The 15,341-nt window shown below is 67.8% G+C and carries 16 protein-coding genes and 1 riboswitch; of the genes, 7 read left to right on the forward strand and 9 right to left on the reverse strand.

Features of this window, described 5'->3' with window-relative positions; all coding sequences use genetic code 11:
- Positions 1-5: 5 nt before the first annotated feature.
- Positions 6-683 carry a metallophosphoesterase gene (locus A6B37_RS07495; protein ID WP_111825350.1) on the reverse strand — a complete coding sequence of 226 codons (678 nt, stop codon included), beginning with the start codon at positions 681-683 and terminating at the stop codon, positions 6-8.
- A 120-nt stretch (positions 684-803) separates the two neighbouring features.
- On the reverse strand, positions 804-1,103 hold the full coding sequence (locus A6B37_RS07505; RefSeq protein ID WP_111825351.1) for a type II toxin-antitoxin system RelB/DinJ family antitoxin: 300 nt from the start codon (positions 1,101-1,103) through the stop codon (positions 804-806).
- A gap of 171 nt (positions 1,104-1,274) precedes the next feature.
- On the opposite strand from A6B37_RS07505, the gene A6B37_RS07510 reads away from it, so the two are divergent.
- Complete coding sequence (locus A6B37_RS07510; protein ID WP_111825352.1) at positions 1,275-1,703, forward strand: VOC family protein; 429 nt, start codon at positions 1,275-1,277, stop codon at positions 1,701-1,703.
- A gap of 13 nt (positions 1,704-1,716) precedes the next feature.
- Here the strand turns inward: A6B37_RS07510 and A6B37_RS07515 are convergent, their stop codons facing one another.
- Positions 1,717-3,168, reverse strand: a complete 1,452-nt coding sequence (locus tag A6B37_RS07515) for a sodium:solute symporter family protein (protein WP_111825353.1) — start codon at positions 3,166-3,168, stop codon at positions 1,717-1,719.
- 53 nt (positions 3,169-3,221) lie between these two features.
- A riboswitch (TPP riboswitch) is annotated at positions 3,222-3,327 on the reverse strand.
- Positions 3,328-3,453: 126 nt separating this feature from the next.
- Between A6B37_RS07515 and A6B37_RS07520 the strand changes: the two genes are divergently transcribed.
- Both A6B37_RS07520 and A6B37_RS07525 read left to right on the forward strand, forming a co-directional pair.
- A complete protein-coding gene (locus A6B37_RS07520) occupies positions 3,454-4,740 on the forward strand; it encodes an LLM class flavin-dependent oxidoreductase (protein WP_111825354.1) in 1,287 nt (428 codons plus the stop codon).
- A gap of 359 nt (positions 4,741-5,099) precedes the next feature.
- Positions 5,100-6,239, forward strand: coding sequence for a porin (locus A6B37_RS07525; protein WP_102776102.1), 1,140 nt, complete (start codon positions 5,100-5,102; stop codon positions 6,237-6,239).
- Positions 6,240-6,316: 77 nt separating this feature from the next.
- Here A6B37_RS07525 and A6B37_RS07530 read toward each other — a convergent pair whose 3' ends face one another.
- A complete protein-coding gene (locus A6B37_RS07530; RefSeq protein WP_111825355.1) occupies positions 6,317-6,535 on the reverse strand; it encodes a hypothetical protein in 219 nt (72 codons plus the stop codon).
- 246 nt (positions 6,536-6,781) lie between these two features.
- Between A6B37_RS07530 and A6B37_RS07535 the strand changes: the two genes are divergently transcribed.
- Complete coding sequence (locus A6B37_RS07535) at positions 6,782-7,420, forward strand: TetR/AcrR family transcriptional regulator (protein WP_111825356.1); 639 nt, start codon at positions 6,782-6,784, stop codon at positions 7,418-7,420.
- Here A6B37_RS07535 and A6B37_RS07540 read toward each other — a convergent pair.
- A complete protein-coding gene (locus A6B37_RS07540; protein WP_111825357.1) occupies positions 7,381-8,589 on the reverse strand; it encodes an MFS transporter in 1,209 nt (402 codons plus the stop codon). The genes A6B37_RS07535 and A6B37_RS07540 overlap by 40 nt on opposite strands.
- Before the next feature lie 103 nt (positions 8,590-8,692).
- Between A6B37_RS07540 and A6B37_RS07545 the strand changes: the two genes are divergently transcribed.
- On the forward strand, positions 8,693-9,616 hold the full coding sequence (locus tag A6B37_RS07545; protein WP_246842393.1) for a LysR family transcriptional regulator: 924 nt from the start codon (positions 8,693-8,695) through the stop codon (positions 9,614-9,616).
- 74 nt (positions 9,617-9,690) lie between these two features.
- Positions 9,691-10,497 carry an N-formylglutamate deformylase gene (gene hutG / locus A6B37_RS07550; protein WP_102776106.1) on the forward strand — a complete coding sequence of 269 codons (807 nt, stop codon included), beginning with the start codon at positions 9,691-9,693 and terminating at the stop codon, positions 10,495-10,497.
- On the opposite strand, the gene A6B37_RS07555 is transcribed toward hutG, so the two are convergent.
- From A6B37_RS07555 to A6B37_RS07565, 3 genes are read right to left on the reverse strand one after another with little or no spacing between them, the layout of a single operon-like run.
- Positions 10,494-10,925: a MaoC family dehydratase gene (locus A6B37_RS07555; RefSeq protein ID WP_111825358.1), complete on the reverse strand. Its 432-nt coding sequence runs from the start codon at positions 10,923-10,925 to the stop codon at positions 10,494-10,496. The genes hutG and A6B37_RS07555 overlap by 4 nt on opposite strands.
- 9 nt (positions 10,926-10,934) lie before the next feature.
- A complete protein-coding gene (locus A6B37_RS07560) occupies positions 10,935-12,170 on the reverse strand; it encodes a CoA transferase (protein WP_102776108.1) in 1,236 nt (411 codons plus the stop codon).
- A 9-nt stretch (positions 12,171-12,179) separates the two neighbouring features.
- On the reverse strand, positions 12,180-13,160 hold the full coding sequence (locus A6B37_RS07565; RefSeq protein WP_246842394.1) for a tripartite tricarboxylate transporter substrate binding protein: 981 nt from the start codon (positions 13,158-13,160) through the stop codon (positions 12,180-12,182).
- A gap of 114 nt (positions 13,161-13,274) precedes the next feature.
- Here A6B37_RS07565 and A6B37_RS07570 point away from each other — a divergent pair, with 114 nt between their 5' ends.
- Positions 13,275-14,240, forward strand: a complete 966-nt coding sequence (locus A6B37_RS07570) for a LysR family transcriptional regulator (protein WP_102776109.1) — start codon at positions 13,275-13,277, stop codon at positions 14,238-14,240.
- Positions 14,241-14,285: 45 nt separating this feature from the next.
- Here A6B37_RS07570 and A6B37_RS07575 read toward each other — a convergent pair whose 3' ends face one another.
- On the reverse strand, positions 14,286-15,248 hold the full coding sequence (locus A6B37_RS07575) for a LysR substrate-binding domain-containing protein (RefSeq protein ID WP_102776110.1): 963 nt from the start codon (positions 15,246-15,248) through the stop codon (positions 14,286-14,288).
- Positions 15,249-15,341: the final 93 nt, after the last annotated feature.

A 15,341-nucleotide genomic window follows, 5' to 3' on the forward strand; every position in this document is an offset into this window, starting at 1 on the left:
CCCGCTCAAGCCTTGAGCGTATGCAGATCCAGCAGCGTGAACTTCCCTTCCGCCCGCCAGCCGCCTGTATCGATGTAATGCACGTTGCCGAGCTGCGCCGGCTTGCGCAGCGCCATGTGCCCGTGAACCACCGCCCGTATGTTGCGCACGGGCTGGGCGTACCGCATGCGGTAGCGCTCGATGGACCACAGGCAGTCCTCTTCGTCTTCCGGACTGAAACGGTCTTCGTGTATGGCTTGCCAGTCGTCATACGGAAAATCCGCATGAACCAGGCCGACCAGGCCGTCCGGCGTTTCGACTTCGATGGCCAGCGGCAAGGCCTGCAGGCAAGTCGCGATGCGCGCCTGCGTGTCGCGATCGCAGGCGTCCAGCCAGGCGCCGCCATGCGCGAGATGATCGACGTCGGGCAGCGGATGCTTCACCGCCCGCCGCCAGGTCATCAGCTCATGATTGCCGCAGATGGCGTGAAACCAAGGGCGTTCCAGCCAGGCCAGCACCTCGGCGGATTCCGGCCCGCGGTCCACCAGATCTCCGACTGCGAACAACCGGTCGCGCTCGGGCGCGAACCCGATGGCGGCAAGTGCGGATTCGAGCCGGCTGAAATGGCCATGAACGTCGCCCACGGCGAAATCGCGGCCGGCGGTGTTGAGGGAAAAGCGTTGGACTCGGGGATTAACGGGCATTGCAAGATTCGCTGAAGTTGTGCGCGAGCGCAGTCGCGCTTGAACGACGCAGATCAGCGATTGTCGTCGGAGATGTAGTCGACGATCGCCAGCAGATCGGCGCGAGCCAATGCCGTCCACTCAAGCCTTGGCACGGCGCTTCCGATCGATCAGCGCCTGCGCTTCGTCCATTACCTGCCGGTGCGGGACATCTGCCTGAGTGCTTGCCAGCGCCTCACGAACCTTGGCGGTAAACCACGCATCGTGCGCTTCCGAATCGAGCGTCAAGCCGGCCGGCAAACCACCTTCTTTCACCACACGGGTCAACAGGATGCGCACGGCATCCGATACGGACAAGCCGAACTGGGCTAGCTTCTGCGCCGCATCGGCTTTGAGTTTGTCGTCTACGCGCACGTGCAACATGGAAGTCTGGGCGGCCATCGTGGTTTCTCCGGGAAAGCATCGACTCTATTTTGTATCTCAATTGAGATTCACGCAAGAGCGGTCTCCGGGCGCGCGAGCCCCTCCTCCGGGATGCAATGGATGTCAGGGCACACTCAGGCAAGTTAGAGTAATTTTGCTTCGTTCTCAATCCACCCGAAGGGACATTTCATGACCACAAGAGAACTGCATCGCGGCCGCCTGATCGACCACATCGGGATGGTGGTGCGGGACCTGCCCGCCAGCAAGGCTTTTTATTTCGCCGTGTTCGAGGCCTTGCAGATTCCGTTGGGGGGCTCCGACGAGCGCAATTTCTGGGCGGACGAGCTGTACGTTTCGACGGCCGACAGCGAGGAGGTGCAGGGGCCGTTGACTGGGCGCCATCATCTGGCGTTCCAGGCCCGGGACCGGGCCATGGTGGACGCCTTCTATCGCGCCGCCCTGGCCCACGGCGGACGGGACAACGGCGCGCCCGGCGAGCGCGGCTACCATCCGGGCTATTACGCGGCCTTCGTGCTGGACCCGGACGGCAACAACATCGAGGCCGTGTTCCACGGCGTATCCGTGCGCAGCGCGGCTTCGGTGCGCATCGTCCGCTAAACCGGCCAGGGTTTCAGACGACGTCCTGGTCCAGCCGGCGCACGGCGGCGCTCAGGGTCGAGAGGTCGAATTCCTTGCGCCCGCGCAGCAGGCAGCGCATCAGCGCCGTGGCCGCGACCGGCACCAGCGCGGCCAGCAGGAATGACTCCAGCAGGAAGGTCGGCTTGTCGCCCGGCGCCGGGAAGTAGTAGAGGCCGGCGATCAGGCCGCTGACCGTGGCCACGGTGGCCGTGAGGCCGTCGTGCTTGCGGCTGAACAGGCCGTAGAACACCGGGAAGGCGGCCGCCGAGCACAGCAGGTCGGCCAGCAGGAACAGATACAGCACGCTGTAGCCCTGCGAGGCCACCACCATCACCGGGATGGCCATGAGCAGCACCAGCCAGCGCGCCAGGCGTTTCATGGTGAGCGAGCTGGCGTTGGGCATGAGGCGGCGCAGGTCGACCGCGATGATGCTGGACACGGCGCTGATGGCGGTGTCGGCGGTGCTCATGACCAGCGACAGGCCCAGCGGGATCAGCGCGATCACGAACCACGCGGGCGCGTGCGGCATGATGACGCTGAAGAGCGCGATGGAGCTGTCGCCTTGCGGGGCCAGCCCGACGAAGGCCAGCCCGAACAGGCCCATCAGGAAGATGAACGGCGCGACCAGCAGGCCGCCCAGCAGAAAGCCGTTGCGCATGGAGCGGGCGTCGCGCGCGGCGTAGATGCGCTGCCAGTTGCCCTGGTGGAACACGCCGGTCAGCAGGATGGCGACGAAGAACGTCAGCCCGGCCTTCACGCCCATCGGGTCGGTCAGGTCCAGCAGCTGGGGCGCCTTGGCCTGCAGCGCCTCGATGGTGGGCAGCGCCCCGCCCGCGGCCTGCCAGCCGACCACGCACAGCACCACCAGCAGCGGCACGATCACCATCATCTGCACCTGGTCGGTGAAGATGGACGAGCGCAGGCCGCCGTAGCTGGTGTAGAGCAAGGTGGTGCCCATCACGATGGCGGCCGTCGTCCACAGCGGCACGGGCGCCAGCATCGCGACCAGCTTGGCGATGGCGGTGACTTCGGCCGACAGCGCGATGAAGAGGTAGAACAGCATGATGAAGAGCGCCAGCCCGTACATCGGACGGCCGTAGCGGGCCATCAGGAATTCGGTGAGGGTGTGGCCGTGCGGGATCAGTTCGCGCATGCGTCGTCCCAGCGGAATCATCACCAGCCGCGGCGACATCGAGCCCAGCGCATAGCCGACCACCGCGGCCAGTCCGCCCCAGGTCGCCGCCTGCGCGGGCGAAAACAGAATCCATGCGCCCAGCGTCGACGCCATCAGCGTCAGAATGGTGCCGACCGGCCCCTGGCTGTTGCGGGCGACGATGTAGTCTTCCAGCGTGCCGCGCTTGCGCCGGGCGTACAGAATGCTCGCCACGGCGAAGCCGCCCGCAAACAGCAGCAGCCACATCAGGGCGATCGGTTGGGTAAGCATGGGGGTCGTTCCTCTCGCGCCGCTACATAGGGAAAATCCGGGGAGGGGCGCGCGAGTCTTGCGATGTCCTTCCCTTCGCCGGCATTACCCGGATCAGGTTCAAAGGGTTACCGCGGTGGCGCGGAATCTCAGCCCGTCAGGGCTCCCCCAGGAAGTGCCGCAAGATTAGGAGAGCGGCGCGGCGATGTCAACGCGGCGGACTATGTGCTAAGTTCGGCCGCTTGCGGAGCGCGCCCGCTCCTTCCACCGCCTTTCCTGCCTTCCGGTCCGCCGGAAACGACCGCCATGTTGCACCTGAATCTGTTCATTTTTGGTTGCGGCCACCATCGCGCCGCCTGGCGCCACCCCGGCTCCCCGGTCGAACGCCTGGGCGACATCCGCTATTACGAGGAGCTTGCCCGCACCGCCGAGCGCGGCAAGCTCGACGCCGTGTTCTTCGCCGACGGCCAGTCGGTCGACAACATCGGCGACGGGCCGCGCTGGTACCTGGAGCCGCTCACCACCATGGCCGCGCTGGCGCGCGCCACCGAGCGCATCGGCCTGATCAGCACGGTCTCGAGCACCTTCTTCACGCCGTTTCATGCGGCCCGCATGGTGGCCTCGCTGGACCATATCTCGGGCGGGCGCATGGGCTGGAACGTGGTGACCTCGATGTTCGACGCCGAAGCGCGCAACCACGGCTACGAATCCATGCCCGGGCACGACTGGCGCTACGCGCGCGCCGAAGAGTTCGTCGACGTGGCGCTGCGGCTGTTCGAATCCTGGGACGAGGACGCCCTGGCCATCGATCGCGGGGGCTTCTATGGCGTGCCGCAGCGGGTCCACAAGATCGGGCACCACGGCGAGCATTTCCTGGTCGACGGGCCGCTGACGGTGCCGCGCCCGCCGCAGGGCCACCCGGTACTGTTCCAGGCAGGCGCCTCCGACCAGGGCCGCGATCTGGCCGCCAGGCGGGCCGAGGCCATCTACGCCGTGGCCTACGACCTGCCCGCCGCGCAGGCCTATTACCGCGACATCAAGCAACGCGTGCTGGCGGCCGGCCGCAAGGCCTTCGTGCCCATCATGCCGGGCCTGGTCACCTACGTGGGTTCGACCGAGGCCGAGGCCCGGGCCAAGCAGCGCGAACTGGACGAGCTGCTGCCCAGCGACGCCTCGCTGCGCCAGCTGGGCACCTTCGTGCTGCAGGACTGCTCGGCCTGGGAGCTGGACGCGCCGGTGCCGCCGCTGCCCCCGCTGTCCGAATTCACCGGCCCCAAGGGGCGCTATGCGACCATACTGCGCATCATCGAAACCGAACGGCCCACCGTGCGCCAGTTGCTGGGGCGGCTGGCCGCCGGCGGCGGCCACTGCACCATGGTCGGCACGCCCGAACAGATCGCCGACCGGATGGAGCACTGGTGGCGCAACGAAGGGGCCGACGGCTTCAACCTGATGCCGCCCTCCCTGCCCGGCGGCATCGAAGACTTCGTCGAGCACGTGATTCCGGTACTGCAGCGCCGCGGAGTGTTCCGCCGCGATTATGAACACAGCACCTTGCGCGGCCACCTGGGCCTGGAAAAGCCGCGAGGCTGACGCCGGGGCGCGGACGCGCAGCCATAATTTATCAATATGTGTGCAAAGTTCGGACCGAAGTATCTCTTTATGTATCTAGGACTTATTCGGTCAAAACCCACGTATCGGCGCCCGATATTCCTGAACTGTTGTTCATATGCAATAAACCGTAGGTATTTCAATGTGTAGGAAGTAACTAAATCTACACATTTAAGGGGACAGTCAGGGAGGATTAACCCTAATTCGGCCCTATTTAGCACATTCTGAACGATTACGTAATATCCGGTTTCATTGAATCCCGCCGGCTTGCCTAAGGTTAGGGCTGGTCTGTCTTCACCGCATTGGAGGCAGGTGACTCAAGCCATAGAACGGGATGTGATATGAAACTAACAAGAACTTTGCTCGCTGGCGCCATTCTGGCCGGCATGGCAGGCGCCGCACACGCCGAAACCTCGGTCACGCTGTACGGCGTCGTCGACTTGGGCCTGACCTACCAACGCGGCAAAGTCGGCACCACCGACTCCAACCGGGGCCTGTACGGCGGCGACTATCGTTCCCGCATCGGCATGTCCGACGGCATCCAGAACAATGGCTCGCGCTGGGGCCTGCGCGGCGTCGAAGACCTGGGCGACGGCCTGTCGGCGGTCTTCACGCTGGAAAGCGGCTTTACCGCCAACAACGGCAACCGTTCGCAAGGCGGCCGCATGTTCGGCCGTCAGGCCACCATCGGCCTGAGCCACACCGAATGGGGTCTGCTCGAACTGGGCCGCCAGACCAACATCGCGTCCAAGTACTTCCGCGGCATCGATCCGTTCTCGCTGGACTACCTGAACGCCAACATGGGCATGGCGTTCAGCGCAGCCAACACGGTCCGCTACGACAACATGGTCATGTACCAGACCCCGAGCTGGGGCGGCTTCCAGGCTGGCGTGGGCTACTCGTTCTCGACCGATGACGTCGAAGGCCCCACCGGCTTCAAGACCAAGGAAAACAACCGCGCCTGGACCGCTGGCGTGCGCTACGACAACGGCCCGCTGAACGTGGCGCTGACGTATGACGTGCAGTACCGCAAGCCCAACCAGCCGCAGCCGCAGCAGTTCATCATCGGCGGCGCGTACGACTTCGAAGTGGTCAAGCTGGCGCTGGCCTACGGCCGTTCCGAAGACGGCGTCTTCGCCGGCCAGGACTTCGCGCTGATGGGCGGCCGCCAGCAGTCCGGCGGCATCGCCCGCGGCATCGGCTATACCAACGACCGCTTCACCTGGGACGGCCTGCGCATCAACTCGTACATGGTCGGCCTGAGCGCGCCGATCGGCGGCGCCAGCAAGGTGTTCGCGTCGTGGCAACGCGCCGATCCGAACAAGAACCTGTACGCCATGGACGTGTACAGCCTGGGCTACACGTACGACCTGTCCAAGCGGACCGATCTGTACGCCCTGGCCTCCTACGCCGACGGCGCAGCCTTCATCAAGGGCGACAAGATGACCACGGTCGGCGTCGGCATCCGCCATCGCTTCTAAGCAGGTCATGGACAGCCCCAACTGAGCAGAGTCGGGGCGTCTCCTCTTTGGGCCATCCGTTCGTCGGATGGCTTTTTTTATTGCCGCGCGGTCCCCAGTACGGTCTGGCCGGCCTGTGAGACCGGCTTGCGGTGCTCGACGGACTCGCGCAGCCGGGCCGGCCGGGCTTGCCGCAGGGGCTTGTTCGCGCGCGTCGCGATCCAGTCGTACAGCACCACACCGGGATGGCGCAGCAATACCGCCAGCGCAGCGCCGACGACGAGGCCCACGGCCGCGATGATCGTCCAGGCCATCATCCGGCGCTCCCGCCGGCGCGGCATGCGGCCCGGCTAGTTCTCGCCATATGGCCGCAACGTACTGCTATCGTCGGAAAAAAACACCAGATCATCGCTTATCAAGGCTGCCTTGCAAAAACAGGCGCAGCCTGGCCCCGGCAGCCGCGCGTAAACTTTTGAATGTAATGTACTATACATTACAAAAATTGACCCTGACCGTGGACGGCTTGCCGGCCCGCCGCGGCGATTCTCCGGGGAGAGGACACAGTGAGCCCGGTTACCCGCGTCAGCGCGCCCCGCCCGCCGACCAGCAAAGGCGAAGCGCGCCGCGTGCGGCTGCTCGAGGCCGCCAAGCAATCGCTGCTCGAGCACGGTTACTCCCGGACCTCCATCCAGCAGGTGGTGAAACAGGCCGGCGGCTCCGCGGCCACCGCCTATCAACTGTTCGGCAGCAAAGAGGGCTTGCTGGCAGCGGTGCTGCAGCATGAACTGGATGGCGTGCGCGAGGCGGTGTTTCCGCCCGCCCTGCTCCGGCAATCCGTCGCCACGGCGCTGCATGAACTGTCCGTGCGCCTGCTGGCCTACGCCCTGCAGCCCGAATCGGCGGCGCTCTACCGCCTGCTGGTCTCGGAATGCCATCGCCTGCCGCAACTGGCCGAATCGCTGCAGACCGCCGTGGACACGCAGATCCACGCCCCGCTTGAAGCATGCCTGCGCCAGGCCTGCGAGCGCGGCGAACTCTGCATCGACGATCCGCGCCGCGCGGCGGCGATGCTGGGCAATCAGATCAACGGCATCGCCTTCCAGGCCCGTTTGTCCGGCGGCAGGGCCGAGGGCCCCGACGCCGAACACCTGGCCGCCTGCCGCTACGCGGTCGATACGTTGCTGCGCGCCTTCCGGCCATAGCGCCCCGCCCGCGCCAGCATGGCCAGCGGCGCCAGCATGCAGGCCGCGGCCAGCCACAGGTTGGCCCGCAGCCCCAGCACGTCCACGCTGGGCGCGCCCAGCAGCGCGCCGGCGGCGATGCCCAGGTTGAAGACGGCCACGAACAGCGAGGTCGCCGCTTCGACCGCCTCGGGCGCGGCCTGCATCATCCAGGTCTGCAGCGCGACGGAGACGCCGCCGTACGCCAGCCCCCACGCCAGCAGCAACACCGCCGCGGCCGGACGGAACTGCCCCAGGCCGCTGAACAGCAACAGGATGAGCAGCAGCGCGGTTGCGATGGCGCACAGCGTCGCGCCCGCGCGCCGCGCCGCGGCGCTGCCGGCCACGAAATTGCCGGCCACGCCCGCCGCGCCGTAGGCGAAAAGCAGCGGTCCTATCCAGCCCGCTTCGAATCCCGCGTAGGACTGCAACAGCGGCCGCACGAAGGTATAGGCCATGAAGTGCCCGGCGACCAGGCACAGCGTGACCAGCAGCCCCAGCCTGACGCCCGGATCGGCCAGTTGCGACAGCATCCGGCGCGGCCCCGGCGCCGGCCCGGCGGGCAGGCGCGGCAGGCTCAGCGCGTTCAGGCACAGCACGCCGAAACACAGTCCGGCCATGAGGCCGAACGCCGTGCGCCACCCTGCCAGGCCGCCGATGAACGCGCCCAGCGGAACCCCCAGCACCGACGCCACCGCGACGCCGCCGAATATGACGGAGGTGGCCAGCCCTACCGCGGCCGGCGCAACCAGCCTGCCCGCCAGTCCGCCGGCCACCGCCCATATTCCGCCGATACAGATGCCGACGAGCACGCGCGCCGCCAGGAACCAGGCCATGCCGCAGGCCAGCGCGCCAGCGGCGTTGGCCGCGGCCAGCAGCGCCATCAGGCCGCAAAGAATGCGGCGGCGGTCCGCGCCCTTCGCCCCCATCACGATCAGCGGCGCGCATAGCGCCGCGACGATCGCGGGGACGAACAACATGAAACCGCCCATGCCGGTGGACACGCCCAGCTCGGCCGTGATGGGAACGAACAACCCCACGGGGAGCATTTCGCTGGTCACCACGCAGAAGGTCGCCATGCCGACGGCCGCGACGGCCAGCCAGGGCCGGCGCGCCACAGCGTTTCGATGGGGAGGAGTGCCTGAAGTCATAACGGTATGTCCATGAATGCCCTGACCGGGCCGACTCCTCTGCACTCTACTGTTTCCAGCAAACTGATAAAGTAGGCTTGCAGACCAACACTAGGGACGAATCGTGCGCAATTCCGCTGCCCGGCTGGACCACATCGGCGACCTGCTGGCCTTCGTGCGCGTGGCCGATATGCAGAGCTTCACCGCCGCGGCCGAAAAACTGGCGCTGTCGCGCTCGGCCATCGGCAAATGCATCGCCCGCCTGGAGCAAGGCCTGGGCTCGCGGCTGCTCCATCGCAGCACCCGCAGCGTCAGCCTAAGCGACGAGGGCCGCGTGTTCTACGAGCACGCGCAGCGCATCCTGGCCGAAGTGGACAACGCGGCCGACGCGATGGACCGCCGCAAGCGGGCGCCGCGCGGACGCCTGCGCCTGGACCTGCCGGTGTCGCTGGGCCGGCTGCACGTCATGCCGCTGCTGCGCGACTACCTGCGGCTATGGCCCGAAGTGGAGGCCGACGTCAGTTTTTCCGACGACTACACCGACCTGGTGCGCGACGGCGTGGACCTCGCGATCCGCATCGGCGGCGATACCGACAGCCGGCTGGTGCGCCGCGTGCTGGCGCCGCACCGCCTGATCACCTGCGCCGCCCCCGGCTACCTGGACCGGCACGGCGCGCCCGCCACACCGGACAACCTGGCCCGCCATCAGACCCTGGCGTTCACGCACGCCGGGGCGCCGGTGCCCTGGCGCTATGCGGTCCATGGGCAGGAACGCCAGGTGCAGCCCGCGGGACGCCTGCGCCTGGGCAACACCGAAGCCTTGCGCGACGCCGTCCTGGCCGGCGCCGGCATCGCCCAGCTGGGGGCGTTTCTGGTCGGCGAGGACCTGCGCGCCGGACGGCTGGTGGCCGTGCTCGAAGCCCATGCGCCGCCAGGCGCCCCGGTATGCGCGGTGTATCCGCACCGCCGCCACCTGGCGCCCAAGGTCCGCGCGCTGATCGACGCCATGGCGCGCCGCTGGAGCGCCGCTCCGCCCTGGGGCGCCTGAACCCGGCCCGCGCATCCTTTATCATCATCGGCATGGCGCCACGCCATGTCATGCCGCTTTCCCCGGAGTTTTTCTTGAGCGATATCTATCAATTCAGCCGCGGCAGCGCCCCGCTGCTGATCTCCATTCCCCACCTGGGCAGCCAGATTCCCGACGCGCAGCGCGCGCAGATGACGCCGACGGGCCTGCAGTCCGGCGACACCGACTGGCATCTGGACACGCTGTACCGTTTCGCCGAATCGCTGGGCGCCTCGGTCCTGGGCGCGCGCTACTCGCGCTACGTGGTGGACCTGAACCGCCCGCCCAACGACGAAAGCCTGTATCCCGGCCAGACCAAGACCGGCCTGTGCCCGACCCAGACCTTCCGCGGCGACGCCCTCTACCTGGACGACGGCGTCCTGACCGACGCCGAACGCGCGCGCCGCCTGCAAGCCTATTGGCAGCCCTATCACGCCAAGCTGCGCGAAGAGCTCGACCGCATCAAGGCCGAGCACGGCACGGTGCTGCTGTGGGAAGCCCATTCGATCGCCAGCGTGCTGCCGCGCCTGTTCGAAGGCAAGCTGCCCGACCTGAACATCGGCACCGCCGACGGCGCCGCCTGTGCGCCGGACGTGCTGGCCGCGGTCGAAGCGCGCCTGCGCGCCGACAGCGCGCCGTACACCTGGGCCGTCAACGGACGCTTCAAGGGCGGCTACATCACCCGCCACTACGGCAGGCCGGCGGACAACGTCCACGCCATCCAGCTCGAGATGTGCCAGTCCACCTACATGGACGAAACCTATCCCTACGCCTATCGCCCCGAACTGGCCGACAAAGTGATTCCGCTGGTCGAGTCCATGGTGCAGGCCGCGCTGCGCCAGACCGTGGCGCGCAAGGGCTAGGCGGCTCGATCCCGCGCCGGCGCCACCCGTATCTTGAAGTCCAGCATCAGCACCTTGTGGCCCTGCGCGTTGCTGCAATAGCCCTGGTAGCGGCCGGCGACGAACGGCGTGCCGGCCGCCGCTTCGCTGTCCAGCCGCTCCAGCGCCAGCTCGAACGACTCGCCCGGATAGGCCGGGCGCAGGAACTTGCTTTCCACCTTGAGCAGCTGCACCGGGTTGGCGGCGAACTGCGCGGTGAACGCGGCCATGGCCGCGCCCAGCACGTGGATGCCGGCCAGCGGCACCTCGGCAAAGCCGGCCCGCAGCGCCAGTTCGCGCGAGCTGTGCACCGGGTGGCCGCCACCCACCGACTGCAGATAGGCGGCGTGGCGCGCATCGGGCAGCGTGAAGCCGCCATGAAACTGCAAGGGCAACGATAGACCGGTCATGGACGGCTCCTAAATGACGCCGCGCGAGCGCAGCGCGGCCTGCTGCGCCGCCGACAGGCCCAGTTCGCGGCCATAGACCTCTTCGTTGTGCTGGCCGACGCCGGGTCCGGCCCGCCAGATGCGGCCGGGCGTCGCGGAGAACCGCGGCACCACGTTCTGCATGCTCACCTCGCCCAGTTCCTCGTCCTCGATCCGCACCAGCACTTCGCGCGCGATGAAATGCGGATCGGCGGCGATGTCGGCCATGTCGTAGATGGGACTGAAGCTGACCTCGTGGCGCATCAGGATGTCGGACGCCCCGGCCAGCGTATGCGCGCCGAACCAGTCCTCCATGATGCCCTCGATCCCGGCGCGGTTCCGGATGCGCGCGGTGTTGCTGCTGTACAGCGGGTCTTCCAGCAGGTCGGCGCGGCCGATGGCGATGGCCAGCCGCCGGAACACCGTGGGCGCGCTGACCGCCAGCACCACCCACTTGTCGTCGCGGGTCTTGTACACGCTGCTGGGCGCCGAGTATGCATTGAGATTGCCCTGGCGGGTTCGCACCACCCCGAGCTGGTCGTACTCGATGGGCATGAAATCCAGCACGCGCAGCATGGCCTCGGTGGCCGACAGGTCGATCTCCTGCCCCTCGCCGTGCTTTTCCCGGTGCAGCAGCGCGGCCGCGACGGCGTAGGCGCCGAACACGCCCGTCAGCGCATCGGACACCGGAAAACCGGGATACAGGGGCGGTCCGTCCTTCTCGCCGCACAGGTTGACGAAGCCCGACATGGCCTCGAAAATCCGCGCGAAGCCCGGCCGCGAACGGTACGGCCCGGTCTGGCCGAAGCCCGTCACCCGCAGCACGATCAAGTCCGGCCGCAACGCGCGCAGCCGCGCCAGGTCCAGGCCCCAGCGGTCCAGCGTGCCGGGCCGGAAGTTCTCCACCAGCACGTCATATTGCGGCAGCAGCCGCTCCAGGATCTCGATGCCTTCGGGCTGGCGCAGGTCCAGGGTGACGCCGCGCTTGTTGCGGTTGGCCACCTTCGACCACAGCGCCACGCCGTTCTTGTGCGGCGGCAGTTGCCGTATGTGGTCGCCTTCGCCCGGCACCTCGACCTTCAGCACCTCCGCGCCCAGGTCCGCCATCAGCGTGCACGAGAACGGCCCCGCCACCACGGTGGAAATATCCAGCACACGCACACCGCTCAGCGGTCCCGCCCCGCGGGCCGGGCCGGTCTGCGCATCCATAACCTGCTCGACGCTCATGATTTTCCCTCAATCCAGCGACACATTGGCCTTGCGCGCGACCTCGCCCCAGGACCCGATCTCCGCCTTGATGAAGCGCGAGAAATCGCCGGGCGTCCCGCCCACCGGAATCGACCCTTCCGACTGCAGGCGCTGATTGATCTGGGGGTCCCGCAGCGCCTGGTTCACGGCGGCGTTGATCCTGTCGATCACCGGCGCCGGCGTGCCGCGCGGCGCGAACAGGCCGTTCCAGCCCGCGGCCACGAAGCCGTCGACCCCGGCCTCGGCCATGGTCGGCACCCGCGGCAGCGTCTGCGAGCGCTGCGCGCTGGTCACCGCCAGCGGCACCAGCTTGCCCGCCGCGATGTACGGGGCCGTGGTCAGGATCACGTCGAACGCCAGATCCACCTGGCCGCCCAGCAGGTCCGCCATGGCCGGCCCCGCTCCCTTGTAGGGCACGCCCAGCAACGACGAACCGGTGTCGGCCTGGAACTTGCGCAACAGCATGTCGGCCGCCGTGCCGACGCCGGCCGAAGCCACCGAAATCTGCCCCGGCCGCGCCTGCGCCTGCTTGCGCAGCTCGGCCACCGACGAGATCTTCGTCGACGGGTGCGCCACCAGCACATAAGGCTGGTCCACCACGTGCACCACCGGCTCGAAATCGGCCACCGCGTCATACGACAGCTTCTTGTAGATATTCGGCCCGATGCCGTGCGTGGCCACCGTGCCCCACAGCAGCGTATAGCCGTCGTTGCGCGCGCGGGCCACCTGCTGGGTTCCGATGGTGCCGCCGGCGCCCGATTTGTTCTCGACCACCACCGGCCGGCCGATGGCCGCCTCGATGCGCGGCGCGAACAGGCGGGCCATCACGTCGGTGGCCCCGCCCGGCGGGAACGGCACGATGATGGTGATGGGCTGCGCCGGCCAGTCGGCCGCGGCCTGCGCGCCGCCGCAAAGCGCGCCCAGCATCAGTAGCGCGGCCAGGCGCGTGAACAGGTTCCTGGATTGCATGGTCTCCTCCGGTGTTTTTGCCGTTTTTGCTTTGACTGCCAGCCATAGAATACGGACCACGCCATTAACTGATAACTGAAATAAAATCACCTGGTGATAACTTTTGGATAAGCCATGCCCTTAGCTCCGGCCCCGGCAGGCAGCGGCAAACTCCTCAACCGCCTGCGCCTCAAGCAGTTCGAACTGATCAAGGGCGTCTCCGAAGGGCTGTCGTTTCGCCAGCTGGCCGACAGCATGGCGCTGTCCCAGCCCGCCATCAGCAAAATGGCCCGCGAAATGGAAGACACGCTGGGCGCGGCCGTTTTCGAGCGCCGCCGCGACGGGGTTTCCCTGACCGAATTCGGCCGCTCGCTGGTGCACGACGCCCGCCTCATCGTCAACAAGCTGGCGCGCCTCGAATCCGAACTGGCCGAGCTGCAGCGCAGCCCCATCCGCACGCTGCGCGCCGGCGCCCCCTCGTATACCGGCATGTCCCTGCTATCGCGCCCGGTCGCGCGGATCGCGGCCCGCCACCAGCAGGCCCACGTGGAAATCATCGACGGCATCGCCAGCCGCCTGTTCGACATGCTGATGGCCGGCGAACTGGACTTCGTCATCGGCAGCCTGCCCAGCCGCAACCTGAGCGACGAGGAAGCCGCCCTGCTCCACGTCGAAGTGCTGTATCCGGACGAGGTGCGCTTCGTCGCGCACCGCGACATGGGCCTGGCCGGCCGGCCCGTGCCTATCGCGGAGCTATTGCCCCACTCCTGGGTGATGCCGTCCAGGGACTCCCTGGTGCGCAGCGCGCTGCGCGCGGCCCTGCTGAAGAAGAAGCTGCCCGTCCCGCCCGCCACCGTCGAATCCAGCCCGCCCTTCATCGGCGCCGTGGTCGCCGAACAGCCCGGCTTCATCGGCCTGTTGCGATCGGACTCGGCGGCCTATCTGGCGCAGCGCCTGAACCTGGCGCTGCTGGACGTGCGGCCGCGGATTCCCTTGCCGCCGGTGGCCATTTTCCGGCTGCGCGACGCCGATCCGTCGGCGCTGGCGGTGGAGTTGTTCGGGCTGGTCCGGGAGAGCGTGGAGAGCTTGTTCGGGGAGTGAAGCGATCCCGTCCGCGCCTGCCGCCGGGGTGCAAGGCCGCATCCGCTAGGCGGCCCCGCCAGCCTGCCACGCCCCCCTGCTTTTCCCCTCCTCCAGCAAAAACTCCACCAGCGCAGGCAGTGAAGCGTCCATCGGCCGGTTCGGCTGAATCCGCATCACGTACCCCCACGATCCGGCCATGCTCAGCCGCGGCACCAGCGGCACCAGGCGGCCGCTGGCCAGTTCCTCGTCGATCAGCGGCGCGCGTCCCAGCGCGATGCCGACGCCGGCGGCAGCCGCCGCGGCGATCGTGCTCATGCCGCTCAGCACCATGGGCTCCTGCCAGTCGGATTCGCCCAGGCCCAGACGCGGGCGCCAGATGCGCCAGTCGGTTTCGGGACTGTCGACGTGCTTTTCCTCCAGCCAGCGGTGGCGCGTGAACACCCTGGGGTCGTCGCGCTCGGCCGCGGGCACCAGGGCCGGGCTGCACACCGGCACCACGGTTTCGGTCATGAGCGGGATGTCGCCGGGCTCGGGGTTGTGCGGTCCGAGCGCGCGCACGTGCAGGAAGGCCAGGTCGATGTCCTGGCTTTTCCAGGCGGGGTCCTGGCTGGCGTGCAGATAGACCTGGATGTCGATGTCGGGGTGCAGTTCGATGAAACGGCCGATGCGCGGGGCCAGCCACAGCGAGGCCAGCGAAGGGTTGGCGGACACGTTCAGGGTATAGCGCCGCCTGCCGCGCGCGGCCATGCGGACGTTGCGGCACGCGGTCTCCAGCAGGGTCAAGGCCTGTTGCACCGATGCCAGCAGGTCGGCGCCTTCGGCCGTGGTTTCGGCGCGGCGCACCGTGCCGCCGCGGCGCAGCAGCGTGACGCCCAGGTCGGCTTCCAGCGCGCGCAGCTGGTGGCTGACGGCGCTCTTGGTGACGCTGAGTTCGGCGGCGGCGCGGCTGAGGCTGCCCAGGCGCGCCACGGCCTCGAAGGCCCGCAGGGCGGCCAATGGCGGAGTGCGGTTGGGAAGATCGGGCATGGGTTGAGTTTATCTCGACCCTTGATTGAAAAACTATCGCTTTCGCCCGGGCCGGCGATCGGGGACCATGCAGGCTCAGGGAAGGAGAGTGCA

Origin of the sequence: Achromobacter sp. HZ01, from assembly GCF_003267925.1 — a bacterium.
GTDB classification, from domain to species: Bacteria; Pseudomonadota; Gammaproteobacteria; order Burkholderiales; family Burkholderiaceae_B; genus Achromobacter; species Achromobacter pulmonis_A.

Coding starts and splice junctions, on each gene's coding strand:
- A6B37_RS07495 (WP_111825350.1), bottom strand. CDS start 683: ATGCCCGTTAATCCCCGAGTCCAACGCTTTTCCCTCAACACCGCCGGC.
- A6B37_RS07505 (WP_111825351.1), bottom strand. CDS start 1,103: ATGGCCGCCCAGACTTCCATGTTGCACGTGCGCGTAGACGACAAACTC.
- A6B37_RS07510 (WP_111825352.1), top strand. CDS start 1,275: ATGACCACAAGAGAACTGCATCGCGGCCGCCTGATCGACCACATCGGG.
- A6B37_RS07515 (WP_111825353.1), bottom strand. CDS start 3,168: ATGCTTACCCAACCGATCGCCCTGATGTGGCTGCTGCTGTTTGCGGGC.
- A6B37_RS07520 (WP_111825354.1), top strand. CDS start 3,454: ATGTTGCACCTGAATCTGTTCATTTTTGGTTGCGGCCACCATCGCGCC.
- A6B37_RS07525 (WP_102776102.1), top strand. CDS start 5,100: ATGAAACTAACAAGAACTTTGCTCGCTGGCGCCATTCTGGCCGGCATG.
- A6B37_RS07530 (WP_111825355.1), bottom strand. CDS start 6,535: ATGATGGCCTGGACGATCATCGCGGCCGTGGGCCTCGTCGTCGGCGCT.
- A6B37_RS07540 (WP_111825357.1), bottom strand. CDS start 8,589: ATGACTTCAGGCACTCCTCCCCATCGAAACGCTGTGGCGCGCCGGCCC.
- A6B37_RS07555 (WP_111825358.1), bottom strand. CDS start 10,925: ATGACCGGTCTATCGTTGCCCTTGCAGTTTCATGGCGGCTTCACGCTG.
- A6B37_RS07560 (WP_102776108.1), bottom strand. CDS start 12,170: ATGAGCGTCGAGCAGGTTATGGATGCGCAGACCGGCCCGGCCCGCGGG.
- A6B37_RS07565 (WP_246842394.1), bottom strand. CDS start 13,160: ATGCAATCCAGGAACCTGTTCACGCGCCTGGCCGCGCTACTGATGCTG.
- A6B37_RS07570 (WP_102776109.1), top strand. CDS start 13,275: ATGCCCTTAGCTCCGGCCCCGGCAGGCAGCGGCAAACTCCTCAACCGC.
- A6B37_RS07575 (WP_102776110.1), bottom strand. CDS start 15,248: ATGCCCGATCTTCCCAACCGCACTCCGCCATTGGCCGCCCTGCGGGCC.